Source organism: Paracoccus sp. 22332, from assembly GCF_052045125.1.
In the GTDB taxonomy this organism is placed as follows: domain Bacteria; phylum Pseudomonadota; class Alphaproteobacteria; order Rhodobacterales; family Rhodobacteraceae; genus Paracoccus; species Paracoccus haematequi_A.
In genome coordinates this window covers 117,154-140,741 of the sequence record NZ_JBQEOI010000008.1, presented here as the reverse complement: position 1 = coordinate 140,741, position 23,588 = coordinate 117,154, and the positions used below count along the sequence as shown (strand labels likewise).

25 protein-coding genes are annotated in these 23,588 nt (G+C 67.2%); 19 read left to right on the top strand and 6 right to left on the bottom strand.

The features are described 5' to 3' along the window. Positions 1–2: 2 nt before the first annotated feature. From doeB to ACTJI6_RS11590, 6 genes are all read left to right on the top strand, one after another. On the top strand, positions 3–1,019 hold the full coding sequence (doeB, locus tag ACTJI6_RS11615; RefSeq protein ID WP_241232652.1) for a N(2)-acetyl-L-2,4-diaminobutanoate deacetylase DoeB: 1,017 nt from the start codon (positions 3–5) through the stop codon (positions 1,017–1,019). Further along, positions 1,016–2,467, top strand: coding sequence for an NAD-dependent succinate-semialdehyde dehydrogenase (locus tag ACTJI6_RS11610; RefSeq protein ID WP_126153164.1), 1,452 nt, complete (start codon positions 1,016–1,018; stop codon positions 2,465–2,467). The genes doeB and ACTJI6_RS11610 overlap by 4 nt, the downstream gene beginning before the upstream one ends. Before the next feature lie 2 nt (positions 2,468–2,469). Continuing rightward, on the top strand, positions 2,470–3,840 hold the full coding sequence (locus tag ACTJI6_RS11605) for an aspartate aminotransferase family protein (RefSeq protein ID WP_126153299.1): 1,371 nt from the start codon (positions 2,470–2,472) through the stop codon (positions 3,838–3,840). Between the two features lie 191 nt (positions 3,841–4,031). Next, the gene (locus ACTJI6_RS11600) at positions 4,032–4,928 is read left to right on the top strand and encodes a bestrophin family protein (RefSeq protein ID WP_126153165.1); all 897 of its coding nucleotides are present in this window, start codon (positions 4,032–4,034) and stop codon (positions 4,926–4,928) included. Positions 4,929–5,021: 93 nt separating this feature from the next. Next, positions 5,022–5,726 (top strand): cytochrome c oxidase assembly protein, encoded by a 705-nt coding sequence (locus ACTJI6_RS11595; RefSeq protein WP_440800867.1) that lies wholly within the window; start codon positions 5,022–5,024, stop codon positions 5,724–5,726. Beyond that, positions 5,723–6,223, top strand: a complete 501-nt coding sequence (locus tag ACTJI6_RS11590) for a CopD family protein (protein WP_440800865.1) — start codon at positions 5,723–5,725, stop codon at positions 6,221–6,223. The genes ACTJI6_RS11595 and ACTJI6_RS11590 overlap by 4 nt, the downstream gene beginning before the upstream one ends. Here the strand turns inward: ACTJI6_RS11590 and ACTJI6_RS11585 are convergent. Further along, positions 6,211–6,732, bottom strand: coding sequence for a DUF2231 domain-containing protein (locus ACTJI6_RS11585; RefSeq protein WP_126153168.1), 522 nt, complete (start codon positions 6,730–6,732; stop codon positions 6,211–6,213). The genes ACTJI6_RS11590 and ACTJI6_RS11585 overlap by 13 nt on opposite strands. A gap of 18 nt (positions 6,733–6,750) precedes the next feature. On the opposite strand from ACTJI6_RS11585, the gene ACTJI6_RS11580 reads away from it, so the two are divergent. The 6 genes from ACTJI6_RS11580 to ACTJI6_RS11555 all read left to right on the top strand — a co-directional run bounded on the left by ACTJI6_RS11580 (position 6,751) and on the right by ACTJI6_RS11555 (position 12,066). After that, the gene (locus tag ACTJI6_RS11580) at positions 6,751–7,422 is read left to right on the top strand and encodes a cytochrome c oxidase subunit II (RefSeq protein ID WP_440800862.1); all 672 of its coding nucleotides are present in this window, start codon (positions 6,751–6,753) and stop codon (positions 7,420–7,422) included. Beyond that, the gene (gene ctaD / locus ACTJI6_RS11575) at positions 7,419–9,917 is read left to right on the top strand and encodes a cytochrome c oxidase subunit I (RefSeq protein WP_440800860.1); all 2,499 of its coding nucleotides are present in this window, start codon (positions 7,419–7,421) and stop codon (positions 9,915–9,917) included. The genes ACTJI6_RS11580 and ctaD overlap by 4 nt, the downstream gene beginning before the upstream one ends. After that, positions 9,917–10,228, top strand: a complete 312-nt coding sequence (locus ACTJI6_RS11570) for a hypothetical protein (RefSeq protein ID WP_440800859.1) — start codon at positions 9,917–9,919, stop codon at positions 10,226–10,228. The genes ctaD and ACTJI6_RS11570 overlap by 1 nt, the downstream gene beginning before the upstream one ends. Positions 10,229–10,316: 88 nt before the next feature. Further along, positions 10,317–11,195: an MBL fold metallo-hydrolase gene (locus ACTJI6_RS11565; RefSeq protein ID WP_440800858.1), complete on the top strand. Its 879-nt coding sequence runs from the start codon at positions 10,317–10,319 to the stop codon at positions 11,193–11,195. Positions 11,196–11,200: 5 nt separating this feature from the next. After that, positions 11,201–11,626: a YeeE/YedE family protein gene (locus tag ACTJI6_RS11560; RefSeq protein WP_126153300.1), complete on the top strand. Its 426-nt coding sequence runs from the start codon at positions 11,201–11,203 to the stop codon at positions 11,624–11,626. Between the two features lie 2 nt (positions 11,627–11,628). Further along, positions 11,629–12,066, top strand: coding sequence for a DUF6691 family protein (locus tag ACTJI6_RS11555; RefSeq protein WP_440800856.1), 438 nt, complete (start codon positions 11,629–11,631; stop codon positions 12,064–12,066). A 13-nt stretch (positions 12,067–12,079) separates the two neighbouring features. Here ACTJI6_RS11555 and ACTJI6_RS11550 read toward each other — a convergent pair whose 3' ends face one another. The 5 genes from ACTJI6_RS11550 to ACTJI6_RS11530 form a co-directional block, all read right to left on the bottom strand. Continuing rightward, positions 12,080–13,327 (bottom strand): RNA polymerase factor sigma-54, encoded by a 1,248-nt coding sequence (locus ACTJI6_RS11550; RefSeq protein WP_440800854.1) that lies wholly within the window; start codon positions 13,325–13,327, stop codon positions 12,080–12,082. A gap of 14 nt (positions 13,328–13,341) precedes the next feature. Then, entirely contained in the window at positions 13,342–13,527 is a 186-nt protein-coding gene (locus ACTJI6_RS11545) for a hypothetical protein (RefSeq protein WP_126153175.1), read from the bottom strand. Between the two features lie 14 nt (positions 13,528–13,541). Further along, a complete protein-coding gene (locus tag ACTJI6_RS11540; RefSeq protein WP_440800852.1) occupies positions 13,542–14,675 on the bottom strand; it encodes a WD40 repeat domain-containing protein in 1,134 nt (377 codons plus the stop codon). Positions 14,676–14,685: 10 nt separating this feature from the next. Beyond that, on the bottom strand, positions 14,686–14,967 hold the full coding sequence (locus ACTJI6_RS11535; RefSeq protein ID WP_440800851.1) for a hypothetical protein: 282 nt from the start codon (positions 14,965–14,967) through the stop codon (positions 14,686–14,688). An 85-nt stretch (positions 14,968–15,052) separates the two neighbouring features. After that, the gene (locus ACTJI6_RS11530; RefSeq protein ID WP_440800850.1) at positions 15,053–15,502 is read right to left on the bottom strand and encodes a hypothetical protein; all 450 of its coding nucleotides are present in this window, start codon (positions 15,500–15,502) and stop codon (positions 15,053–15,055) included. A gap of 729 nt (positions 15,503–16,231) precedes the next feature. On the opposite strand from ACTJI6_RS11530, the gene ACTJI6_RS11525 reads away from it, so the two are divergent. The 7 genes from ACTJI6_RS11525 (at position 16,232) to ACTJI6_RS11495 (ending at position 23,553) form a co-directional block, all read left to right on the top strand. Further along, the gene (locus tag ACTJI6_RS11525) at positions 16,232–17,899 is read left to right on the top strand and encodes an aromatic/alkene/methane monooxygenase hydroxylase/oxygenase subunit alpha (RefSeq protein WP_440800848.1); all 1,668 of its coding nucleotides are present in this window, start codon (positions 16,232–16,234) and stop codon (positions 17,897–17,899) included. 97 nt (positions 17,900–17,996) lie between these two features. Beyond that, positions 17,997–19,055, top strand: coding sequence for an NADH:ubiquinone reductase (Na(+)-transporting) subunit F (locus tag ACTJI6_RS11520; protein ID WP_440800846.1), 1,059 nt, complete (start codon positions 17,997–17,999; stop codon positions 19,053–19,055). A gap of 41 nt (positions 19,056–19,096) precedes the next feature. Then, positions 19,097–20,155, top strand: a complete 1,059-nt coding sequence (locus ACTJI6_RS11515) for an aromatic/alkene monooxygenase hydroxylase subunit beta (protein WP_126153181.1) — start codon at positions 19,097–19,099, stop codon at positions 20,153–20,155. Between the two features lie 16 nt (positions 20,156–20,171). Next, the gene (locus ACTJI6_RS11510; RefSeq protein ID WP_126153182.1) at positions 20,172–20,540 is read left to right on the top strand and encodes an MmoB/DmpM family protein; all 369 of its coding nucleotides are present in this window, start codon (positions 20,172–20,174) and stop codon (positions 20,538–20,540) included. Positions 20,541–20,598: 58 nt separating this feature from the next. After that, positions 20,599–21,678: an NAD(P)-dependent alcohol dehydrogenase gene (locus tag ACTJI6_RS11505; RefSeq protein WP_440800844.1), complete on the top strand. Its 1,080-nt coding sequence runs from the start codon at positions 20,599–20,601 to the stop codon at positions 21,676–21,678. 35 nt (positions 21,679–21,713) lie between these two features. Further along, complete coding sequence (locus ACTJI6_RS11500) at positions 21,714–22,736, top strand: amidohydrolase family protein (protein ID WP_126153184.1); 1,023 nt, start codon at positions 21,714–21,716, stop codon at positions 22,734–22,736. Between the two features lie 4 nt (positions 22,737–22,740). Beyond that, positions 22,741–23,553 carry an iron-sulfur cluster assembly protein gene (locus ACTJI6_RS11495; protein WP_440800842.1) on the top strand — a complete coding sequence of 271 codons (813 nt, stop codon included), beginning with the start codon at positions 22,741–22,743 and terminating at the stop codon, positions 23,551–23,553. Positions 23,554–23,588 lie beyond the last annotated feature (35 nt).

Here is a 23,588-nt window from a genome sequence, read left to right as displayed (position 1 = left end):
CCATGCTGCCCCTTCAGATGCAACTGACGCCGTCGCCCATCACGGCGACGGTCGATTTCGCGGAACCGGGCGTCCGCCACGGCTTCCTGCGCCTGCCCTATTCGCGCGACGACGCGGCCTGGGGGTCGATCATGACCCCCATCACCGTGGTCGTGGGCGGCGAAGGGCCGACCGTGCTGCTGACCGGCGCCAATCACGGCGACGAATACGAAGGTCCGATCGCGCTGTTCGACCTGGCCTCGACCGTCCGGGCCGATCAGGTGACAGGCCGGATCATCATCGTGCCGGCAATGAACTATCCGGCCTTCGGGGCGGGGACGCGCACCTCTCCCATCGACCGGGGAAACCTGAACCGCAGCTTTCCGGGCCGCCCGGACGGCACGGTGACGCAGAAGATCGCGGACTATTTCCAGCGGGTTCTGCTGCCCATGGCCGATGTGGTGGTGGATTTCCATTCCGGCGGCAAGACGCTGGATTTCCTGCCCTATTGCGCCGCCCACATCCTGCCCGACAAGCGGCAGGAGGGGCAGAGCTTCGATCTGGTGCGGGCCTTCGGGGCGCCCTGGTCGGTCAAGATGCTGGAGATCGATGCGGTCGGCATGTACGACACCGCCGCCGAGGAGATGGGCAAGGTCTTCGTCACCACCGAACTGGGCGGCGGCGGCACCGCGACCGCGCGCACGGCGGGCATCGCCAAGCGCGGGCTGAAGAACCTGCTGATCGCGGCGGGCGTCCTGCGCGGCGAGGTTCAGGCCCAGCCGACGCAATGGCTGGACATGCCCGACGCCGATTGCTTCACCTTCGCGGAAGACGGCGGGCTGATCGAATTCCTGGTGGATCTGGGCGATGCCGTCGCGCAGGACCAGCCGGTCGCCCGCATCTTTCCCGTGACCCGCACCGGGCTGCCGCCCGTGACCGTCACCGCCGCGCGCGCCGGGCTGATGATGGCGCGGCATTTCCCCGGCATCGTGAAACCCGGCGATTGTGTCGCCGTCATCGGCGTAGAGGTGGACGAATGATTGCCGACAAGACCCTGATGCGCCCCGACGCCTTCGTGAACGGCGCCTGGATCGGCGGCGACCGTTTCGCCGTCACCGATCCGGCCACCGGCGGGACCGTCGCGCAGGTCGCGAAACTGGATGCGGCGGGCGCCCGCGCCGCCGTGGATGCCGCCGACGCGGCCTTCCCGGCCTGGGCCGCCGCGCTGCCGCAGGAACGCGCGGCGATCCTGTTCCGCTGGTTCCAGCTGATCCGCGACAACCGCGAGGATCTGGCCCGGATCATGACCGCCGAACAGGGCAAGCCGCTGTCGGAATCGCGGGGCGAGATCGACTATGCCGCCAGCTTCGTCGAATTCTATGCCGAGGAAGCCAAGCGCCCCAATATCGAAAGCGTGACCTCGCACCTGTCCACGGCCGAGATGGAGCTGTGGCGGGAACCCGTGGGGGTCGCGGCCTTGGTGACGCCCTGGAATTTCCCCTGCGCGATGATCACCCGCAAGGCGGCTGCGGCCCTGGCTGCCGGCTGCACGGTGGTGATCCATCCCTCTGCCGAAACGCCGCTGTCGGCGACCGCGCTTGCCGAACTGGCGGATCGCGCCGGTTTCCCTGCCGGGGTGTTCAACGTGGTGACGGGCGAGGCGCCGGAAATCGTCGGGGAATGGTGCGCCGATCCGCGGGTGCGGGCGCTGTCCTTCACCGGATCCACCGAAATCGGCAGGCTGCTGTATCGCCAATCTTCGGACACGGTAAAGCGGCTGGTGCTGGAGCTGGGCGGCCATGCGCCTTTCATCGCCTTCGCCGATTGCGATCTGGACCTGGCGGTGGAAGAGGCGATCAAGGCCAAGTTCGCGACCTCGGGCCAGGATTGCCTGGGTGCCAACCGCTTCCTGGTCGAACGCCCGATCTATGACGAGTTCTGCCGCCGTTTCGCGGACGCCGCCGCCGCGCTGACGCTTGGCCCCGGCGAACAGGACCGCGACCTTGGCCCGCTGATGAACGAAGGCGCGGTCCGCAAGCAGGAAGAACATGTGGCCGACGCCCTGTCGCGCGGCGCCCGGCTGCTGACCGGCGGCGGGCGCGACCCGCAAGGTCCGCTGTTCTATCAGCCGACGGTGCTGGCCGATGTCCCCGTCGATGCGCTGATCTTCCGCCAGGAAACCTTCGGCCCAGTCGCCGCCATCGCCCCCTTCGAGACCGAGGACCAGGCGGTGCGGATCGCCAACGACACCGAATACGGCCTTGTCGCCTATGTCCATTCCCGCGACCCGCGCCGCATCTATCGCCTGTCGCGCGCGCTGCAATTCGGCATGGTCGCGGTCAACCGCACCAAGGTCACCGGCGCGCCGATCCCCTTTGGCGGCATGAAGCAGTCCGGCCTCGGCCGCGAGGGCAGCCGCCACGGTTTGGAGGCCTTCACCGAAATCAAATACGTCTGCCGCGACTGGGCAGAGCACAGGAGGGCATGAGAATGCTGACGAATGACGAACTGGCGAAATGGGACCGCGAGAGCTTTTTCCATCCCTCGACCAACCTGGGCCAATTCGCCCGCGGCGAAGGCGCGCAGCGCATCGTCAAGGGGGCCGAGGGCGTCCATATCATCGACCGCGACGGCAACCGCCTGCTGGACGGGTTCGCGGGGCTTTACTGCGTGAACGTGGGCTATGGCCGGACGGAAATCGCCGACGCCATCGCCGCGCAGGCGCGCGAGCTGGCCTATTACCACGCCTATGCGGGGCACGGATCCGAAGCCGCGATCACGCTGGCGAAGATGGTCATGGACCGCGCCCCCGACGGCATGGCGCGGGTCTATTTCGGGCTTGGCGGGTCGGACGCCAATGAAACCAACATCAAGCTGGTCTGGTATTACAACAACATCCGCGGCCTGCCGCAGAAGAAGAAGATCATCAGCCGCTGGCGGGGCTATCACGGGTCGGGCCTGATGACCGGCAGCCTGACCGGGCTCGAGCTGTTCCACAAGAAGTTCGACCTGCCCCTGGCGCAGGTGATCCACACCGAGGCGCCCTATTACTTCCGCCGTCCCGATCCCTCACAAAGCGAAAGCAGCTTCGTGGGCTATTGCGTCGACAAGCTGGAGGCGCTGATCAAGGCGGAAGGCCCCGACACCATCGCCGCCTTCATCGGCGAGCCGGTGCTGGGCACCGGCGGCATCGTGCCCCCGCCCCAAGGCTATTGGCCCGCGATCCAGGCGGTGCTGGACAAGTACGACATCCTGCTGATCGCCGACGAGGTGGTGACGGGCTTCGGCCGCCTGGGGTCGCTGTTCGGGTCCGATCATTACGGCATGAAGCCCGACATCATCACCTGCGCCAAGGGGCTGACCAGTGCCTATGCCCCCCTGTCCGGGTCGATCGTCGGTCAGCGGGTCTGGGACGTGCTGATGCAGGGCACCGACGAGAACGGCGTCTTCGGCCATGGCTGGACCTATTCCGCCCATCCGATCGGCGCGGCGGCGGGGATTGCCAACCTGAAGCTGATCGACGAACTGGGGCTGGTGCGCAACGCGGGCGAGACCGGCGCCTATCTGAACGCGCAGATGCGGGCCGCGCTTGGCGATCATCCCCATGTCGGCGAGATCCGGGGCGAGGGGATGCTCTGCGCCGTGGAACTGGTCCGCGACCGGGATTCGCGGACGTTCTTCGACGCGTCCGAAGGCGTGGGGGCCAGGATCGTGGCGGCGATGCTGAAGCGCGGCGTGATCGCGCGGGCCATGCCGCAAGGCGACATCCTTGGCTTTGCGCCGCCGCTGTGCCTGACCCGCGCCGAGGCCGACACCATCGTCGCCGCCGCCGCTGAATCCGTGCGCGAGGTGCTGGGCTGAGCCGCCGGGGGACTTCGCGTCCCCCGGACCCCCTGCGGGATATTTGGACAAAGGAGAATGAGGCCGGCCGGGCTTGACAAGAGAGGTCCCGCCGCCGCTTCAATTCCGGGGCATGGGTCAGGACAGCCGCCGATGACGCGCCAACTTCTCGGAACCGTTTTTCGCAGCCTTGGGGGCAGGGGGCTTGCCCGATGATCGTCCGCCCCCGGCCCGGCCTGCTGACGCTGTTCTTCGTCCTGAAGGGGTCGATCATCCTGCGCACCTGGCCGCAGCTTGCCGCCGTGGGCCTGTTGTCGCTGGTCGTCGTGGCCGCCCACCGTCATGCGCCGCAGGTGGTGCCGGGAATCAATCCGGCACCGCTGACCCTGATCGGCATCGCGCTGTCGATCTTTCTCAGCTTCCGCAACAATGCCTGCTATGACCGCTGGTGGGAGGCCCGAAAGCTGTGGGGCGGGATCATCCACTCGGCCCGCGACGTCGCCCGGCAGACGGTGGTCCTGGATGACGGCCCGGACGGCCCGTCGCCCGAACGGCGCGAAATCCTGACGGCCATCATCGCCTTTGCCCATGCGGCGGTCGCGCAATTGCGGCACAGGACCAGCCTTCAGGCGGCGGGCGCGCCTGCCGTCTCGGCCCGGCCGGCGGACCGGATCCTGCATGAGGTCGCCGGGCTGGTCGGCCGGCTGCTGCGCCAGGGCCGTCTTGCCCCGGTCGAGGCGCTTGCCCTGAACGACAGCCTGGGGCGGCTGACGCAGGCCCTGGTGGGTTGCGAGCGTCTGGCCAACACGCCCTTGCCCTTTGCCTATACGCTGCTTCTGCACCGCACGGCCTATCTGTTCTGCTTCCTGCTGCCCTTCGGCCTTGCCGACATGCTGGGCTGGTCCACGCCCCTGGCCGCCATGCTGGTCGCCTATACCTTCTTCGGCCTCGACGCCCTGGGCGAGGAACTGGAGGAGCCGTTCGGCCTGATGCCGAACAACCTGCCGATCGCCGCCTATGCGACGGTGATCGAGATCCACCTGCGATCCGCCCTGGGCGAGACGGACCTGCCCGCCATGCCGGTCCCGCAGGATTACGTGCTGACCTGATGCAAGCATCGGCCGCCGCACGAAACCCTTTGGCGGGGTTCGGTATTATCCTTGGACAGCCTGCGGCCCCAGCCCGACGGAAAGCGAGGATCCATGAGTCAACCCTATTGCGGACCGGGCGCAGCCCCTGGCGGGTTATGGACCGCCTGGAATCTCGATCCGCCGCTGCTGGCCGGGCTGGCGCTGCTGTCGCTGGCCTTGTGGTGGCGTCAGGCGGGCAGGGCGGGCGGAGTCGCGGTCCTGGCGCTTGTTCTGGCCTTCGTGTCGCCCCTTTGCGCGCTGACCGTTTCGCTGTTTTCGGCCCGCGCGCTGCATCACCTGGTCCTTGCCGGGGTGGCCGCGCCCGCCCTGGCGCTGGCCTGGCCGCTGGCCGCGCGCTGGCCTGCGCAAATCGGGGCGGCGGGGATGGCCCTGGCGATGGCGGCCTGGCACCTGCCTGCGGTCTATGACGCGATCTGGCGATCCGATGCGGTCTATTGGCTGATGCAGGCGGCGCTGCTGCTGCCCGCGTGGGCCTTCTGGTCGGCGGTGTTGGCCGGGCCGCGCCATGCGGTCCTGGGCCACAGCTTCCTGACCATGGGGCTGGCGGGGGTGATGGGCTTTCTGGGTGCGGTGCTGACCTTCGCGCCCGCCGTCCTCTATGTCCAGCATGTCGACGGCGCGGCGCTGTGGGGCATGACCGCGCTGGACGATCAGCGGCTGGCCGGGCTGATCCTGTGGGTGCCGGGCTTCCTGCCGATGGCGGCCTTTGCGGGCTGGATGCTGCGCCGAGGCTGGCAGCGGGGCTTCGCGGCATGATCGCGGCGCTGAAGGCCATCCATATCGCCGCGATGCTGTGCTGGTGCGCCGGGCTGATCGCCCTGCCGCTGTTGCTGATCGCCTATGGCCACGCGCGGCGCCAGGTCCGCTATTCCGAATTCCGGCTGCTGACGCATTACGGCTATATCGGCTTCGCGACCCCCGCAGCGGTCATCGCCGTGGTCGCGGGAACCGCGCTGATCTTCGCGGCCGAGGTGTTCGATCTGTGGTTCGTCGCCAAGCTGGCGTTCGTCAGCCTGATGGCGCTGACCCATGCCTGGATCGGCCACCTGATCGAGCAGTCGGGCCTGCAACGCCAGGGCAGGGGCAGCGATCCGGGCCGGGGCTATGAGATGCCGTGGCCGGGCATCGCCCTGGCCATCGGCCTGCCGTCGATGGCGGCGGTTCTGTGGCTGGTGCTGGCCAAGCCGGATCTGGCCTGGGTCGCGGATCTGCTGCCGGACATCATGCAGGCGCCCCGGGATCAGCTGCCATGATCCCGTTGCGTGCCGATCTGATAGTCGAAGACCAGCTTGCCGCCATGCCAGCCGGTGACCGTCGTCAGCCCCACCCCCAGGGCCGAGATCAGGATCCCCACCGGCAGCACCGCCGCCTGCGGGTCGGGCAGGCGGAAGCCCCAATTGACACCCAGGACCGAAAGCAGCGTGCAGGCCAGGATGAAATGCGTCCAGCTGGGCGCGCGGATGCGGATGCCCGGAACGATCAGCAGCTCGACCGTACCGGCGATGCCGGCCAGCACGCCCATCACGAAGGCGATGCCTGCCGTCCAGACCGCCATGCGCGGCCAGAAGGCGTCGCCCGTCCACCAGAACATGCCGTCGGCGAACAGCGTCAGGAAGGCCAGGGCGATGGGATAGGTGATCAGCATCGCGTGGATCGGATGGCCCGCCAGGGCGATGGTGGATTCGGTATCGTCGAAGGCCGAATGCTCCTCGATCGGGTCGGAAAGGCGGCGGCGTTGGCTCCAGGTCCGTTTGGGTCGCATCGGCAGTCTCCGTCGGGGTTGCACAAGGGGAAGTTTTGGGCGGTCCTTGCGGTTCCCCTGCTGGCCGGTTGCGACGGCGGCGCAAGCGCGCTGTCCCCGGCCGGACCCGCCGCCCAGCAGATCGCCACGCTGTGGTGGGCGATGCTGGCCGGGGCGGGGCTGATCGCCCTTCTGGTGCTGGTGCTGACGGCCCTTGCGCTGTGGCGCGGCCCGCGCCCGACCGGGGAACGCGGCTGGATCGTCTGGTGGGGCCTGGGCTTCACCATGTCGGTGCTGGCGGTCCTGCTGGGCTTCGCGCTGTGGACGGGCGAGCGGATGATCGCGCGCGGCGACGGCGCCATGCAGGTCCAGGCCGAGGCCTACAACTGGGGCTGGCGCTTTACCCAGCCCGGCCCGGACGGACCCGTCGTGACCGAGGGGATCCTGTATGTCCCGGCAGGCCAGCCCTTCGACATCGTGCTGACCAGCCCCGATGTGATCCATTCCTTCTGGGTGCCCCAGCTTGGCGGCAAGATGGACGCGATCCCCGGCCATCGCAACGTCCACCGCCTGCAGGCCGACGCCCCCGGACGGCACGAGGGGCTGTGCGCCGAATTCTGCGGCCTGGGCCATGCCGCCATGCGGTTCGAGGTGGTCGTCTATGACCCCGCCGCGCCGCCTGCCTTCATCTCTGCCGAAAGGGCGCCATGACCGAGGACATTCCCGCCAATCCCGCCCGCAAGGCGCTGCGCCTGCACCGCGAGATGGACCGCATCTGGTCCGACCTGCCCGGTTGGCGGGGCAGCTTCGCCTCGGTCAACCACAGCACGATCGGGCTGCGGTTCATGGCGACTTCCTTCGTGTTCTTCGCCATCGGCGGCGTTCTGGCGATGCTGATCCGGGCGCAGCTTGCGACGCGGGACGGGGCCTTCTTGGACACGGCGCTGTATAACCAGATCTTCACGATGCACGGCAGCATCATGATGTTCCTGTTCGCCATCCCCATGCTGGAGGGGCTGGGCATGTGGCTGCTGCCCAAGATCCTGGGTGCGCGCGACCTGGCCTTTCCGCGCCTGGGGGCGCTTGGCTATTGGTGTTACCTGTTCGGCGGCACGATCATCCTGGCGTCGCTGCTGCTGGGCATGGCGCCCGATGGCGGCTGGTTCATGTATGTGCCCCTGTCCGGCAAGACCCACACCCCCGGCGTCAGCGCCGATGTCTGGCTGCTGGGCGTGACCTTCGTCGAGATCTCGGCCGTGGCGGCGGCGGTCGAGATCATCGTCACGATCCTGCGGATGCGCCGGGCGGGCATGGGCCTGACGCGGATGCCGCTGATGGGCTGGTACATGCTGGGCACCGCCGCGATGATGCTGGTGGGATTTCCGCCGCTGATCCTGGGATCGATCCTGCTGGAACTGGAACGCGCCTTCGACTGGCCGTTCTTCGACATCCTGCGCGGCGGCGATCCCCTGCTGTGGCAGCACCTGTTCTGGCTGTTCGGCCACCCCGAGGTCTATATCATCTTCCTGCCCGCCGCCGGGGTGCTGTCCACGATCATCCCGGTCTTCGCGCGGGTGCCGATTCTGGGATACGGCGCCATCGTCGCGGCGGTGCTGGGGCTGGTGTTCCTGTCCTTCGGGCTGTGGGTGCATCACATGTTCACCGTGGGCATCCCGCATATGGCGCTGGCGTTCTTTTCGGCGGCCTCGGCCCTGGTGGCGGTGCCGACCTCGGTCCAGATCTTCGCCTGGATCGGCACGATGTGGGCGGGCAGGGTAGAGTTGCGCCTGCCGATGCTGCATGTGATCGGCTTTTTCCTGACCTTCGTGATGGGCGGGCTGACCGGGGTGATGCTGGCCATGGTGCCCTTCAACTGGCAGGCCCATGATACCGCCTTCGTGACCGCGCATCTGCATTACGTCCTGGTCGGCGGCTTCGTCTTTCCGATGATGGCCGGGATCACCTACTGGATGCCGATGATCAGTGGCAGGTTCCGGGTCCGCGCCCTGGGCGAGGCCGCCTTCTGGCTGATCCTGCTAGGCTTTCACGGCACGTTCTTCCTGATGCACCTGACCGGGCTTCTGGGGATGCCGCGCCGGATCGATCGCTATCCGGGCAACCCGGAATGGGAATGGCTGAACTTGGTGTCGTCCATTGGCGGGATGGTGATGGCGGCGGGCTTCGCGCTGTTCGTGATGGATATCGGGATGCAATGGCTGTTCGGTCGGCGCAGCCACCGCAACCCATGGCGGGCCGAGACGCTGGACTGGGCGATGGCGCTGCCCGCGCCGCCCTACAACTTCGCCTCGCTGCCCGGACCGCGCCATCCCGACAGCAGCGCGATCCTGCCCCTGGCGCGGGGCGAGGGCCTGCTGCCCGGCGCCCCCCGAGACCGGCGAGAGGTTCTGGTGACGGACGCAGGCACCGGCCGCCCCGATCACGTCGCCGTGGTGCCGGGAAACACCGTGTTGCCGATCTGGACCGCCGCCGCGCTTGGCAGCTTCTTCCTGCTGATGCTGGCGGGGCTTTACTGGCTGACGCCTCTGGCCATCGCGGCGATCCTGTGGGCGGGATGGCAGTGGGGCGGCTTCATGGGCAGTCCGCGCGACGCGGCGCCGATCCCCGTCGCGCCCGGCCTGTCCCTGCCCGAGCATTGGCAGATCCGCCAGACCCTCGCCTATAGCGGGACCGTGACGCTGCTGGTGGCGGACGGGACGCTCTATGCCTCGCTGCTGTTCGGGGTAGGTTTCCTGACCGTCATCGCCCCGAACTGGCCCGCCCCGGAAAGCGGCCTGGGCCTTGGCGCGCTGCTGGCCGCCGGAGGGGCGCTGCTGTCCATCGCCGCCGCCACCTTGGCCGCCCGCCTGGCCGAGACGCGGCGCGACAGGCCGACCGGCGCCACTGCCGCCCTGACGGGAGTGCTGGCCGCGGGGCTGGCGCTGGCGCTGCTGGGCGTGCTGGCCTGGCAGTTGGACGATCCGCGCCGCCACGCCCGCGACGCCCTGCGCGGGGTTCTGCTGGGCCATGCGGTGTTCCACGGGGCTGTCGCGCTGATGCTGGGGCTGCGCAGCCTGTGCGATGCCCGGCAGGGACGGACCAGCCGGTTGCGCCGGGGCGCCGCGCCGGTCTGGCAACTGTTCCAGGCCTTCTGGCTGGCGACCGCCGCCCTGTCGCTGGGCCTTGTCATCCTGCAGGAGGTCGGCTGATGGCCTGGGTCTTGCGGATGCTGGCGGGACCGCTGCTGTGGGGCGCGCTGTTTTCTGCCGTCTATGCGCTGCACGGGCTGGGCTGTGCCTGGGACTGGCCCGCCCGCGCAACGCCCGCCGGGTCGCTGCATCCCCTGGCGATGATCCTGCTGTGGCTGGCCGGGCTGGCCCTGCACGGCGCCTTGATCCTGTGGAACAGGGCCGATGGCAGCGCGAGGCAGGCGCTGCTGGTCCGCGCGGGCAACTGGATCGGCGCGGTCGCCAGCGCCGCCACGCTGTTTCCGGTGATCGTCCTGTCGACCTGCGGCTAAAAGGCCGTTTTGCGGGTTATTGCATATCTTCGAAGAAGCGCATACATCAAGATCCGCACAGGCCCACAGACAGTCCGAGGGACAGGCAATGACCCACACGCCCGAAGTCACCGGCTTTTACGAGTCCCGCACCGGATCGGTGCAATACGTGGTGGCCGATCCGGCGGCCGGGGCCTGTGCCATCATCGATCCGGTGCTGGATTTCGACGACAAGTCGGGCGCCGTCGCGACGGCCCAGGCCGACCGGATCCTGGATTTCGTGGCGACGAAGGGCTATCGGGTGGACTGGATCCTGGACACCCATCCCCATGCCGACCATTTTTCGGCCGCCGACCACATCAGGCGGAGGACCGGCGCGCCCACCGGCATCGGCGCCCAGGTCGTGCAGGTCCAGCGGCTGTGGAAGGGCTTTTACAACTGGCCGGATTTTCCCGCCGACGGATCCCAGTGGGACAGGCTGTTCGACGATGGCGACCGCTTCGCGGTCGGGTCCATCCCGGCGCGGGTGATGTTCTCGCCCGGCCATACGCTGGCCTCGATCACCTATGTCATCGGCGACGCGGCCTTCGTGCATGACACGCTGTTCATGCCCGACAGCGGCACCGCCCGAGCCGATTTTCCGGGCGGCGACGCAGGGCAGCTATGGCGCTCGATCCAGGCGATCCTGGCCCTGCCGGACGACACGCGGATCTTCACCGGCCACGATTATGGCGAGGGCGGCCGTCCGCCCCGCTGGGAATCGACCGTGGCCGAGCAGAAGGCCGTTAACATCCACATCGCCCGATACCGGACCGAGGACGCCTTCGTCGCGGCCCGGCAGGCACGAGACCGGACACTGCCGATGCCCCGGCTGATCCTGCATTCGTTGCAGGTCAACATGAATGCGGGTCGCCTGCCCGACGCGGAATCGAACGGGCGCCGCTATCTGAAAATTCCGCTGAACCTTCTGGAGGCCCCGTGGGAATGAGCGACATGACTGCCTTCACCCCCATCCAATCGCTGCTGGGCGGGGCGCTGATCGGCCTGTCGGCGGTGCTGCTGATGGCCTTTCACGGCCGCATCGCCGGGATGACCGGCATCCTGGCCGGCCTGCTGCCGGGGCAAGAGGGGCGGGGCTGGCGGCTGGCCTTCCTGGCCGGGGCCGTCCTTGCGCCCCTGCTGGCGACGACGCTGGGCGGCATCGAGATTCCGTTTTCCAGCCAGACCCCCTTGCCCTGGATCGTCGTCAGCGGGCTGGCGGTCGGCATCGGCACGACCTTCGGCGGCGGTTGCACGTCGGGGCACGGAATCTGCGGCAATGCCCGGCTTTCGCGGCGCTCGATCCTGGCGACGCTGATCTTCATGCTGGCGGCGGGACTGACCGTCTATGCGATCCGCCACGGGATCGGGGGGGCATAGGGATGGCCGTTCCGCTTGCTTTCCTGATCGGGCTGGTCTTTGGAACCGGGATCATGGTCTCGGGCATGGCGAACCCCGCCAAGGTGTTGAATTTCTTCGACATCGCCGGAACCTGGGATCCGTCGCTGGCCTTCGTGATGGGCGGCGCGCTGACCGTGGCCCTGATCGGCTATCGCATCGTGTTGCGGCGGCCTCGGCCGGTGCTGGACACCTGCTTCCACCTGCCGACGCGGCGCGACCTCGACCCCGCGCTGATTGGCGGTTCGGCGCTGTTCGGGGTCGGCTGGGGGATCGCGGGTTTCTGCCCCGGCGGCTCGATCCCCGCGCTTGGCCTGCTGCGCCCCCAGGCGGCGGTGTTCGTCTGCGCGATGCTGGCGGGCATGGCGATCGCCCGCAGGCTGCGCGCCCGCCGCGCCGCGCCGCGACCCAGGCTGTCCTGAGTCCTGCCCCGCCTTACGCCCTCTGCCGCAGACGCTGCGCGCAGACCGGGATGCCCAAGGCCTCGCGGTATTTGGCAACGGTGCGCCGTGCCAGCGGCTTGCCCTCGCGGCACAGGGCGGCGGCCAGTTCCGCGTCGCCCAAGGGGGCGGCCGGATCATCGGCCGCGATCAACTGCCCCAGCCTGTGGCGGATCGCCGCCGCGGCGGGCTGAGCGCCGGGCCGCCTGTCCGGTCCCGCCCGGACCGGGCCGCCGTCGAACAGGCTGCACAGGGTCCGCAGCCCGTGCGGCGTGTCGACCAGCAGATCCCGCGCCACCCGCCCGACCGTGCTGCCATGCAGGCCCAGATCGGCCGCAATCCCGGCCCGGCTGAGGGTCAGCAGCGCGCCGGGACCGTGATCCAGAAAGCCGCGCTGCCGGTTCAGGACCGCCCGCGCCACCGCCAGCACCGTGCGGTTGCGGCGTTCCACGATGGACGACAGCCATTCGGCCTCGGCCCGGATCGCGCCCATCCCCTTGGCCGCGCGGGCGTCGGGGATCACGTCCAGAACCGGCAGCGTGGCGCGGTTCAGGGCCACCTGCCAGCCTTGCGCCGCGCGCGAGACGATCACGTCGGGCGCCCTGACCGGCGCGGGGGGGCCGCCGAAGGCCAGTCCGGGGCGCGGATCCATGCGCCGGATCCGCGCCAGGCAAGCCGCCACCTGGTCCGGGTCCAGCCCCGCAGCCTTTGCCACCGCGGCGGCCCCGCCCTGGGCCAGAAGGTCAAGATGGCGCAGCACCGCCGCCATCGCGGGCGAATGCTGGTCGCGGTCGATGGCCTGAAGGCGCAGGCAATCGGCCAGGCCGCTGGCGAACAGACCGGCAGGCTCGATCCCCTGTTGCAGGGCCGTCAGCATGGTTTCAGCCTGGGCAAGCGACCGCTGGGCACTGGCCGCGATGTGGGACAGCGGACGGTCCAGCCAGCCGTTGCCGTCCAGGGCTTCCACAAAGGCCAGGGCAAGCGCCTCGTCCGCCCGCGCCGCACCGATCAGCCGCAACTGCGCCGTCACATGGGCATATAGCCCGCCTTGGGAATCGGCCAGATCCTCGGTCCCCGGCGAAGCGGTCCCGGCAGGCAGGCGCAGCCGCAGAAAGGGGTTCTGCGCCGCGCGCCGTGCCAGATCGGCGGCCAGATCCTCGTTCGTCAGCCGCAAGAGCGCGATGCCCTGGATCTGGCGGAACCCCAGGCTTTGCCGCTGGCTTTGCGTCAGGCGCAAGGACATTCGGCCCGGTCCCGTCAGTGGGGCGCCGTGGGGCCGCCCATCTTGTCGCTGGCGATCCAGCGCGCGGCCAGCACCAGGGTGCCCATCGCGAAATCCTTGCCATGGACCTGAATCATCTCTTGCGAGATTTCCGCGATGCGGGCGAAGAAGGCGTCCTTGCTGGCATCCTCGGGGGTCGGTTTGGCCTGGGCGTTGGTCATGCTGTGTCCTTTCGTCATTTGAAAAGCTGCGGCGGCAGGGTGACAAGCGCCGCCTGGCCGTCCGCCGTGCCGATGCCGAGATGAAGCCCGTCGCGCGACCAGCCAAGCGCGGTCACGGCGTGGCCGTCGGGCTGGCGCAGGGCCATCTCCTCGGAACGGCCCGCGCGGGCGATCTGGACTGCGCCATCGGCGGCGCCGAAGGCGATCAGGTCGCGGGTCGGGTGGGCGGCGATCCTGTCGATCAGCACCAGCCCCGGCCGCCCGGTCCGCAGTGCGCCGGTTGCCTCGTCATCCCAGGGCGGCGTCTTCAGCGACCATCCCGCCGCGCGGAAGGCGCCCGAGGCGAACACCGCCCCGGCCGGGCCGCTGAAGGCGAGCGAGGAGGGGGCTGCGCGGAACCTGCCGATCCGGGCGATCCGCCCGTCACCCCGCCGCAGCAGCCACAGGCCGTCCCGGCCGTTCGACCCGGCCAGCCAGCCACCATCGGCCGAAAAGATCAGCGGCCCGCTGCCGCCGACCAGCGGGTGCATGGTCGGCCCGTCTTCGGGTCGGCCCAGCAGCAGGGCCTGTGGCAGCAACGCCGCCAGGGTGCCGTCATCGGCGAAGGCCAGCGCCTGGGCCGGGGCCGGCACCGGCAGGCTGGCGAGCCGGACCATGTCCTGTTCTTCATGCAGATCGACCGCCCCCTGTCGCGCCAGGGCCAGGCGGCCTGCCCGGTCCGAGGCGATGGCCAGGATCGGGCCGTCCGGCACCGGCAGGGCAATGACCTGGCCGCGCGGGGTGACGCGGTGCAGGCGGCCGTCGCGCCCGGCGGCGACCAGCCCGATCACGCCTGATGCCGCCAGCAGCGGCGCGCCCCGCGCCAGTTCCGGGGTCAGGACCGGCGGGGCGGGGGGCTTTTCGCGGGGGCGGATGGTGCTGCGGCCCGAATCCGCTTCGACCCGCATCCGCGACAGGGCCGAGTCCGGATCGTCCAGCGGCGCCAGTGCCAGCCGTCCGTCGTTCAGCGCGAAGCCCGCCAGCTTGCCCGCGCGGTCGAAGGCGATGTCGGTAATGGCCGCGCCCAGCATCCAGTTGCGCGCCAGCAGATCGAACAGCGGCGATTGCGGCGGCGGGGCCGCGACATCGGGGAAGGCGGTTTCGGTCATGCGATGATCCTCATGTCGATGCGGCCAGTTCCCGCCCAAGGGCCGAAAGGCGCTTTTCCAGGTCGATGATCTGCAAGGCGCAGGTCTCGGCGGTCTGTTTCGCGGCCTGTTCGGCGCACTGGGCCAGGGCCAGGGTTTCGGGGGCGGCATCCTCGGCCATTTGCCGGGCAAAACCGGCGGCGGCCACCTGCTGCAGAAGCCGGTGGTATTCGCCGGTCAGCGCGCTCAGCTGGGCGGTGATGCGGAACTGATCCGCCAGAACCTCTTGCGCGCCGCGCCCATCCCTTGTCATGCTGTCCCCCATGCGCCGAACGCGCCCCCCAGCAGGAGCCGCCGATGCCCGGCGCGGCCCCGTCGGGCGGGATGCCGTGACCGGCTCATGACCGGGCCTCGCGCAGGGCGGTCTCTTCGGCGCGCAGGCCCGCGACCACGCGGTCGATTCCTTCGCTGAACCGCTTCTCGGCCATCTCGATATGGGCGGCGATGGCGTCCCAGATATCGACCCGCATCAGGGTTTCAACGTCGCCGGTCAGGATCTCGATCTCGTCCAGGCGGAAGCTGCGGGTCAGCGACACGCCGGTGGCCACGAAGTCGCGCAGCTCGACCGCGTGGCTGTCGATGAAGAAGGGCAGCAGGGGATGGCCTTCCGGGGTCACTCCGGCCTGGGCCAGCCGCGTTTCCAGGAAGCGGCGGAAATGGCTGTGCAGGATCTCTTGGCTGTGGCCCAGGAAGCGCATGGTGAAGACCAGATCCTGGGGCGCGCGGGCGACCATCGCCTGGGCGGTCAGGCGCGGCGCGTTCTGATCGGGGGGCAAGGGATCTGGCATCGGAACATCCCGCGGAAAAGAGGGCCGGACGGCGCCGGCGGTCCTGCCCAGATTACCACCCGCCAGCTTGCCAGGACATGTTTTTGTGACGGTAACTTCATGTTTTTTAAAACTAAAAACGGCATTCAGCGTTACGGTTGTAACGTTTCGTTCCAGCCGTCCGTTACAGCTTTGCGGCGGCTTTACATGCTGCGCTGCGGCATGGGAATCCGGCGCGCAGTGGCGGACGGTTCAGGCGCGAATCGGCCCGCACGGGGCCCTTATGGACGAAATGTTACAGTTTTGTGCAGCGCAGCCCGGATGGACGTGACAGGTGTAACGTTTTGCAACGCCGCGCGCGGCGCAGGACCGGATCGGCCGGGCGCCAAGCGGCAAAAAATCTTGAAAAAATAAATCTTTTTATTTCAAATTACTATCGAAAAATGACGGATGAACAGGCGCGATTTTCCGCGCCGGTGCCGCCGTCTGGCACGCGTTCTGCATGTATCCCCATCACAATAAGGCGGCTGGCCCGATGGCCTGACCCCGAAAGAACGAAGGAATGGGAGGAGACGCGAGGCCACCGGGGACGGCAGCACGCAGGACGTTGCGCCGAACCGGATCCAGGCCCGCAGCCCGGAAACCTTTGCCGTGACCTGACCCGGCCGATCGGCCGGAAAAACCGGGGCGGTCAAGCCGCCCAGCGGCCCGGAATGCCACCCGTGCCGTCAACATCAGGAGATTCATGGCATGACGCAACTGACGCTCAACAAGATCACCGCGCAGCGCGGGATTTCGGTCGGGGAGGCAACGAAGAAGATCTCGGATCTGGGCTGGAACCCCAGCTATGTCCAGGAAGCCGCGACCTTCCCCACCGATTACAAGATCGCCAAGGCGCCGCGCGATCCGATGAAACAGGTGCTGCGGTCCTATTTCCCGATGCAGGAGGAAAAGGACAACCGCGTCTATGGCGCGCTGGACGCCGCCCTGCGCGGCGACATGTTCCGCAACGTCGAACCCCGCTGGGTGGAATGGATGAAGCTGTTCCTGGCGATCATCCCCTTCCCGGAAATCTCGGCCGCGCGGTCGATGGCGATGGTCGCCCGCATCGCACCGGGCGAGGATCTGCGCACCGGATTCACCATGCAGATGGTGGACGAATTCCGCCACTCCACGATTCAGATGAACCTGAAGAAGTGGTACATGGAGAACTATATCGACCCGGCCGGTTTTGACATCACCGAGGAAGCCTTCGGCAAGTGCTATGCCACCAACATCGGCCGCCAGTTCGGCGAGGGCTTCATCACCGGCGACGTGATGACCTCGGCCTGCATGTATCTGACGGTTGTCGCGGAAACCGCCTTCACCAACACGCTGTTCGTGGCCATGCCGTCCGAGGCCGCGCGCAATGGCGACTATGCGCTGCCCACGGTGTTCCTGTCGGTGCAGTCCGATGAAAGCCGCCACATCGGCAACGGCCATTCGCTGCTGATGGCCGCCCTGAAAGAGCCGGAAAACCACCTGCTGCTGGAACGCGACCTGCGTTACGCCTTCTGGCAGAACCACGCCATCGTCGATGCCGCCATCGGCACGCTGATCGAATACGGCACCACCAACCGCGACAAGGACAAGGAATCCTATGCGGAGATGTGGCACCGCTGGATCTTCGAGGATTACTATCGCACCTACATGCTGCCGCTGGAGAAATACGGCATCAAGGTGCATCACGACGATGTCCAGGAAGCCTGGAACCGCATCACCAAGAAGCATTACGTCCACCGGGTCGCGCAGTTCTTCGCGGTCGGATGGCCGGTGAACTTCTGGCGGATCGAGGCGCAGACCGACAAGGACTTCGAGTGGTTCGAGCACAAGTATCCGGGCTGGTATGCCGAATTCGGCGAGTTCTGGAAATGGTATGCGAAGCTGTCGAAGCCGGGCCAGAAGGTCATCACCTTCAACGAGGAGACCGGCTATGTCTATCCGCATCGCTGCTGGTCCTGCCTGGTGCCCTGCCTGATCCGCGAGGACATGGTGGTGGACGAGATCGACGGCCAGATCCACACCTTCGCCCATGAGCTGGACCGCTGGACCGCGGTCGAGGCCTTCGCGAACGAATACCAGGGCCGGCCCACCCCGGCGATGGGCAAGTTCTCGGGCAAGCGGGAATGGGAGACGCTGTATCACGGCTGGGATCTGGCCGATGCGATCAAGGATCTGAACTTCGTGCGCGACGACGGCAAGACGCTGGTGCCGCAGCCGCATCTGCGCTTTGACGACAAGGACATGTGGACGCTGGACGACGTGCGCGGCCACACGCTTCTGTCGCCGCTGACCTTGCTGCGCGAGATGACGCCCGAGGCGCGGGCCAAGCACATCGCCGAATACCAGGCGGGCTTCACCATCAACCCCTGCAACTGATGCGGGCGGGCGGGGGCCGGGCCGGTCCCCGCCGATCACCGGACTTGAACGGGGCGGCCGCAAGGCTGCCGGACTGACGGCGGGGAGGCCGGACAGAATGGGAGAGGTTTATACCGTAAGGCTGGAACCCGTGGGGGTGGAATTCGAGGTGGACGAGGACGAGACCGTCCTGGACGCCGCCTTCCGCCAGGGCATCGCGCTGCCCCACGGATGCAAGGAGGGGCAATGCTCGGCCTGCAAATGCGTGCTGCTCGACGGCGAGGTCGAGATGCTGAAATACTCGACCTTCGCGCTGAACGACGGCGACCGCGACAGCGGCCAGATCCTGATGTGCCGCGCCAAGGCCTTCGACAATCTGACCATCGACCTTTTGAACTATGACGAGGAGGTGCTGTCGAAATCCATCCCCGTCAGGCAGTTCCAGGGGCGGATCACCGATTTCCGCAAGCTCACGCATGACATCCGCGGCGTCGAGGTCGAGCTGAACGCGCCGCTCAAGTTCTGGGCGGGTCAGTATGTCGACATCACAGTCACCACGGAAGAAGGGGAGACGATCACGCGTTCGTTCTCCATGGCAAATCCGCCGAGCGAAACCCAAAAGCTGTCCTTCATCATCAAGAAATACCCCGAAGGAAAGTTCTCCAACCAACTCGACAACGGAGGAATCCGCGCCGGAGCGGAAGTGACCGTGACCGGCCCCTATGGCATGTGCTTCCGCCGAGAGGGGCGCGCGGGGCCGGTGGTGCTGGTCGGCGCGGGGTCGGGCATGTCGCCGGTCTGGTCGATCCTGCACGACCATATCGAAAGCGGCGAGGATCGGCCGGTCTATTTCTTCTATGGCGCGCGCACCCAGGACGACCTGTTCCACCTGGACCGGCTGGCCGCGATCACCGCCGACCATCCGTCGGTCGAATTCATCCCGGTCCTGTCCCACGCCCCCGAGGACGGCGGCTGGCAGGGCGAGCGCGGCTTCGTCCACGAGGCGGTCGACCGCAGGCTGAAGGCGCTTGGGATCGGCGGGCAGGGCGATGTCTATGCCTGCGGCCCGCCGCCGATGATCGACGCACTGACGCCGACGCTGTTCATGCTGGATTACGAAAGCGAGCGGATTTTCTACGACAAGTTCACCACCACCTCGGGCGCCTCGGGCCACTAGGCCACGCCGCATCATCACGACCACCAAGGGAGGAAGACCAAATGGCATCAACAGCAAGTGCCGTCGCATCGGGTGCCGCAGGCGCCGCGATCTTTGCAGGCTCGACCAGCCGCAAATACAACTATTTCGAGCCGCGCGGCAAGCGCGCCACCCATTACGAGGATGTCACCTGCGACGTGCAGCCCGATCCCGAACGCTATCTGATCCAGGACTGGATCATCAGCTTCGGCGACGGCAAGGGCGCCTATACCAAGGACAATACCCGCGCGCTGAGTTCCAACTGGCACCTGTTCCGCGCGCCCGACCAGGAATGGGAACGCACCCATTACCAGCGTCAGTCCAAGATCGAGACGATGGTCCAGGCGGTGATCGGCAACGCCCGCAAGGCCGGCGCGCATCTGGTCTTCGACAAGGTCTGGCAGCGCGTGTTGCAGACGCATCTGGGCGCCTGGAAGCATGTGGAATTCGGCCTGGGCACCTCGCTGATGCAGGCGCAGCGGTATGGCTATACCCAGATGATCAACAACGCCACGCTGACGAATTCATCCTACAAGATGCGGCTGGCGCAGGACATCACCCTGTATCTGGCCGAGATCGGCATGGACATTCCCGGCTGGGACGACGAGCTGGGCAAGAAGGCCTGGCTGGAGGATCCGATCTGGCAGCCCACCCGCCTGGCGGTCGAGACGATCATGGGTGCCGAGGATTACCTGGAGCAGTATTTCGCCATCAACCTGGTCTTCGAGCCCCTGGTGGGCGAGCTGTTCCGGTCCGGCTTCCTGATGCAGGCGGCGGCGGCGAACAACGACTTCATCACCCCGCCTGTGATCTCGGCGGCAGAGGCGGACTATGAACGCAACCTCGCCAACACCATCGACCTGATCTACCTGCTGGCCAACGACGAAAAGCACGCTGCCCACAACCGGGCGCTGTTCGGGGCCTGGGTCAGGAAGCATGGCGACCTGGCCGACAAGGCCGCCGCCGCGTTGCAGCCGATCTGGTCGCAGCCCCATTCGAAACCCGTGTCCTTCGCCGATGCCCAGGCCGCCTCGCACGAGCGGCTGGCCCAGATCCTGGGCGAAATCGGCCTGAGCCGCTGAACAGGAGACAGAGAGCATGTCCACGACCGCCCGCGACAGCACGAAAAGCAACATCTTCAAGTCGATGAAGGACATCACCTTCGACCAGACGATCTCGCATCAATGCGGCGTCACCATGAACGATTCGGTCGAGGCGCGCGCCATCGCCGAATACATGGACCAGGATCCGAAGGTGACGGTGACCTATAACCCGGCCACCATCCGCATCGACGGCGAAGGCAGGCTGATCTTCAAGATGGACGACATCAGCGAATATCTGGGCCGCGAGATGACGGCCGAGATCTTCGAGGTCAACACCTCGACCCATTACGGCCGGATGGTTCGGATCGACGACAACACCGTGATCCTGTTCGGGAACATGGACGAAGTTTTCGAATACATCTGACCGTTTTCAGGGATGCGCCCTCCCCGCGCATCCCTGATCCGTTCCAGCAGGAGATGACATGGCAAGCATGATGAAAGCGGCGGTCTTCGTGGAGAAGGGCCGCATCGTCCTGGAAGACAAGAAGATCCCCGATGTCGGCCCGAACGACGCGCTGATGCGGGTGACGACGACCACGATCTGCGGCACCGACATCCACATCCTAAAAGGCGAATACCCGGTCGAACGCGGGCTGACCATCGGCCACGAGCCGGTCGGCGTGATCGAAAAGCTGGGCTCGGCCGTCAAGGGCTTCCGCGAGGGGCAGCGCGTCATCGCCGGGGCGATCACGCCCTCGGGCTGGTCGAATGCCTGCCTGTGCGGCTTCTGCTCGCAGGACGGCGCGGGCACCCCGCACGGCTGGAAGGCCATCGGCGGCTGGAAGTTCGGCAATACCATCGACGGCTGCCAAGCCGAATATGTGCTGGTGCCGGACGCGATGGCGAACCTGGCGCCGATCCCCGACGACCTGACCGACGAAGAGGTGCTGATGTGCCCCGACATCATGTCAACGGGCTTCGTCGGCGCCGAGAACGGCAATATCCGCATCGGCGACACGGTGGCGGTCTTTGCCCAGGGACCGATCGGATTATGCGCCACCGCGGGCGCGAAGCTGATGGGCGCCAGCCGCATCATCGCGGTCGATACCGTGCCCGCCCGGCTGGAGATGGCCCGCCGCATGGGCGCGGACGAGGTGGTCGATTTCAAGGCCTCGAACGACGTGGTGGGCACCATCCTGGAGATGACCGACGGACGCGGCTGCGATGTCGCCATCGAGGCGCTTGGCCTGCAGGCGACCTTCGAATGGGCGCTGCGTTCGATCCGGCCGGGCGGCACGCTGTCCAGCCTGGGGGTCTATTCAAGCGACCTGAAGATCCCGCTGGACGCCTTTGCGGCGGGCTTGGGCGAAAAGACCATCCGTTCCGCCCTGTGCCCCGGCGGCAAGGAACGGATGCGGCGGATGATGGACGTGGTCCGGGCGCGCCGCGTCGATTTCAGCGCGCTTGTCACCCACCGCTTCGGCCTCGACCAGATCGAGGAAGCCTACGAGCTTTTCGCCAATCAGCGCGACGGCGTGCTGAAGGTCGCGATCAGCACCTGACCGACCCACCAAGACGACATCCAGGGAGGAAGACGATGTACAAGACAGCCGACGGGAAAGAGATCTTCGTTCTGGACTGCCATACCCATTTCTGGAACGGCAGCCCCGAAAACCAGCGCAACATCCATGGCAAGCAGTTCATCGACTGCTTCTATGCCTATCACACCGGCCTCAGCCCCAAGGAACAGCTTTGGGAAAAGGCCAGGTTCGAAAAGCAGACGGTGGAACAGGTCTATCAGGATCTGTTCATCGACGGGCCGGATGACATGGCGATCATCCAGTCCACCTATCTGCGCGATTTCTACAAAGAGGGCTTCAGCTCGATCGAGCGTTCGACCCAGCTGGCCCAGGTTCATCCGGGGCGCTTCATCGTCAACGGATCCTTCGATCCGCGCGACGGGGAAAAGGCGCTGGAATACATCCACTACATGAAAGAGACCTTCGATATCAAAGGGGTCAAGATGTATACCGCCGAATGGCACGGTGAATCCCGCGGCTGGAAGCTGACCGACCCTTCGGCCTACAAATGCTTCGAACTGTGCGACAAGCTGGGCATCCGCAACATCCACGTCCACAAGGGCCCGACGATCCGGCCGCTGTCCAAGGACGCCTTCGCGGTGGGCGATGTGGACGACGCCGCGACGGATTTCCAGAACCTGAACTGGATCATCGAACATTGCGGCCTGCCGCGCCTGGACGATTTCTGCTGGATCGCCACCCAGGAAAGCAATGTCTATGCCGGTCTGGCCGTCGCCTTGCCCTTCATCCATTCGCGCCCGCGCTATTTCGGCGAGATCATTTCCGAACTGCTGTTCTGGATCGGCCCGGACAAGATCCTGTTCGGGTCGGACTATGCGATCTGGACGCCGCGATGGCTGGTCGAGACGTTCTGGAACTTCCAGATCCCCCAGGACATCGCCCAGGAACGCGGCGTTCAGTTGACCGATCAGATCAAGGAGCAGATCCTGGGCCTGAACGCGGCGCGGCTCTACGACATCGACGTGGCGGCGAAACGGGCCGAACTGGCGCAGTCGCCCATCCGCTTTGCGGCAGAGTGACGCCATGGGCCTGCCGCAGATCCGGGGCGCGCAGGCAAGGGAGGTGTGGCGGCGCCTGGGCGCCGTCACCGACCCCGAGCTTGACGAGCCGATCACCGACATGGGTTTCGTCGAACGCCTGGAGGTCAGGCGCGGCGAGGTCGAGATCGCCTTCCGCCTGCCGACCTATTGGTGTTCGCCGAACTTCGCCTTCCTGATGGCGGACGGCATCCGCCGGGCGGCGCTGGCGCCCGCCTGGGTGACGGGGGTGCGGGTCCAGCTGATGGACCATTGCTATGCCGACCGGGTGAACGCCGCCGTCAACGGCGAGCAGTCCTTCGATGCGGTCTTTGCCGAACTGAGCGACGGCGCCGACCTGTCCGAACTGCGCGAGACCTTCCGCGAAAAGGCCTTTCTGCGCCGGCAAGAGGCGGTTCTGCGCGGCCTGCTGGCGATGGGCTGGGACGCGGCGGGGATCACCGGGCTGACGCTGGCGGGCTTCGATGCGCTGAACCTGGCCGACAGCCCCGAGGCGGCGGCGCAGAAGCCCCGCTATCGCGAGATCCTGCTGGACGAGGGGCTGGCGATCCTGCCCCAGGATCCGGCCTTCGTCACCTGGGGCGGCGATCCTCTGGCGGCCGGGGAGCTTGGCGATCACCTGATGCGGCTGCGCTCGATCCGCATCAACATGGAGTTCAACGGCGCGCTGTGCCGGGGCCTTGCCGCCGCGCGCTACAAAGAGGTCGATCTGTCCGGGGACGAACCGGGGCTGGTCGATTTCATCCTGGGGCGGGTGCCGCCACGGGACCGGGGGACCGGACCCGACTGCCGGACCTGATCCCCGGACCGATCATCACCACGAAGAAAAGCCGG

Excerpts from the sequence above, each read along its gene's own strand:
- ACTJI6_RS11545 (WP_126153175.1), bottom strand. The coding sequence starts at position 13,527 with ATGACCAACGCCCAGGCCAAACCGACCCCCGAGGATGCCAGCAAGGAC.
- ACTJI6_RS11505 (WP_440800844.1), top strand. The coding sequence starts at position 20,599 with ATGGCAAGCATGATGAAAGCGGCGGTCTTCGTGGAGAAGGGCCGCATC.
- ACTJI6_RS11610 (WP_126153164.1), top strand. The coding sequence starts at position 1,016 with ATGATTGCCGACAAGACCCTGATGCGCCCCGACGCCTTCGTGAACGGC.
- ACTJI6_RS11555 (WP_440800856.1), top strand. The coding sequence starts at position 11,629 with ATGGCCGTTCCGCTTGCTTTCCTGATCGGGCTGGTCTTTGGAACCGGG.
- ACTJI6_RS11525 (WP_440800848.1), top strand. The coding sequence starts at position 16,232 with ATGACGCAACTGACGCTCAACAAGATCACCGCGCAGCGCGGGATTTCG.
- ACTJI6_RS11540 (WP_440800852.1), bottom strand. The coding sequence starts at position 14,675 with ATGACCGAAACCGCCTTCCCCGATGTCGCGGCCCCGCCGCCGCAATCG.
- ACTJI6_RS11550 (WP_440800854.1), bottom strand. The coding sequence starts at position 13,327 with ATGTCCTTGCGCCTGACGCAAAGCCAGCGGCAAAGCCTGGGGTTCCGC.
- ACTJI6_RS11520 (WP_440800846.1), top strand. The coding sequence starts at position 17,997 with ATGGGAGAGGTTTATACCGTAAGGCTGGAACCCGTGGGGGTGGAATTC.
- ACTJI6_RS11595 (WP_440800867.1), top strand. The coding sequence starts at position 5,022 with ATGAGTCAACCCTATTGCGGACCGGGCGCAGCCCCTGGCGGGTTATGG.
- ACTJI6_RS11605 (WP_126153299.1), top strand. The coding sequence starts at position 2,470 with ATGCTGACGAATGACGAACTGGCGAAATGGGACCGCGAGAGCTTTTTC.
- ACTJI6_RS11560 (WP_126153300.1), top strand. The coding sequence starts at position 11,201 with ATGACTGCCTTCACCCCCATCCAATCGCTGCTGGGCGGGGCGCTGATC.
- ACTJI6_RS11535 (WP_440800851.1), bottom strand. The coding sequence starts at position 14,967 with ATGACAAGGGATGGGCGCGGCGCGCAAGAGGTTCTGGCGGATCAGTTC.
- ACTJI6_RS11565 (WP_440800858.1), top strand. The coding sequence starts at position 10,317 with ATGACCCACACGCCCGAAGTCACCGGCTTTTACGAGTCCCGCACCGGA.
- ACTJI6_RS11515 (WP_126153181.1), top strand. The coding sequence starts at position 19,097 with ATGGCATCAACAGCAAGTGCCGTCGCATCGGGTGCCGCAGGCGCCGCG.
- ACTJI6_RS11495 (WP_440800842.1), top strand. The coding sequence starts at position 22,741 with ATGGGCCTGCCGCAGATCCGGGGCGCGCAGGCAAGGGAGGTGTGGCGG.
- ACTJI6_RS11585 (WP_126153168.1), bottom strand. The coding sequence starts at position 6,732 with ATGCGACCCAAACGGACCTGGAGCCAACGCCGCCGCCTTTCCGACCCG.
- ACTJI6_RS11600 (WP_126153165.1), top strand. The coding sequence starts at position 4,032 with ATGATCGTCCGCCCCCGGCCCGGCCTGCTGACGCTGTTCTTCGTCCTG.
- doeB (WP_241232652.1), top strand. The coding sequence starts at position 3 with ATGCTGCCCCTTCAGATGCAACTGACGCCGTCGCCCATCACGGCGACG.
- ACTJI6_RS11590 (WP_440800865.1), top strand. The coding sequence starts at position 5,723 with ATGATCGCGGCGCTGAAGGCCATCCATATCGCCGCGATGCTGTGCTGG.
- ACTJI6_RS11570 (WP_440800859.1), top strand. The coding sequence starts at position 9,917 with ATGGCCTGGGTCTTGCGGATGCTGGCGGGACCGCTGCTGTGGGGCGCG.
- ACTJI6_RS11500 (WP_126153184.1), top strand. The coding sequence starts at position 21,714 with ATGTACAAGACAGCCGACGGGAAAGAGATCTTCGTTCTGGACTGCCAT.
- ctaD (WP_440800860.1), top strand. The coding sequence starts at position 7,419 with ATGACCGAGGACATTCCCGCCAATCCCGCCCGCAAGGCGCTGCGCCTG.
- ACTJI6_RS11510 (WP_126153182.1), top strand. The coding sequence starts at position 20,172 with ATGTCCACGACCGCCCGCGACAGCACGAAAAGCAACATCTTCAAGTCG.
- ACTJI6_RS11530 (WP_440800850.1), bottom strand. The coding sequence starts at position 15,502 with ATGCCAGATCCCTTGCCCCCCGATCAGAACGCGCCGCGCCTGACCGCC.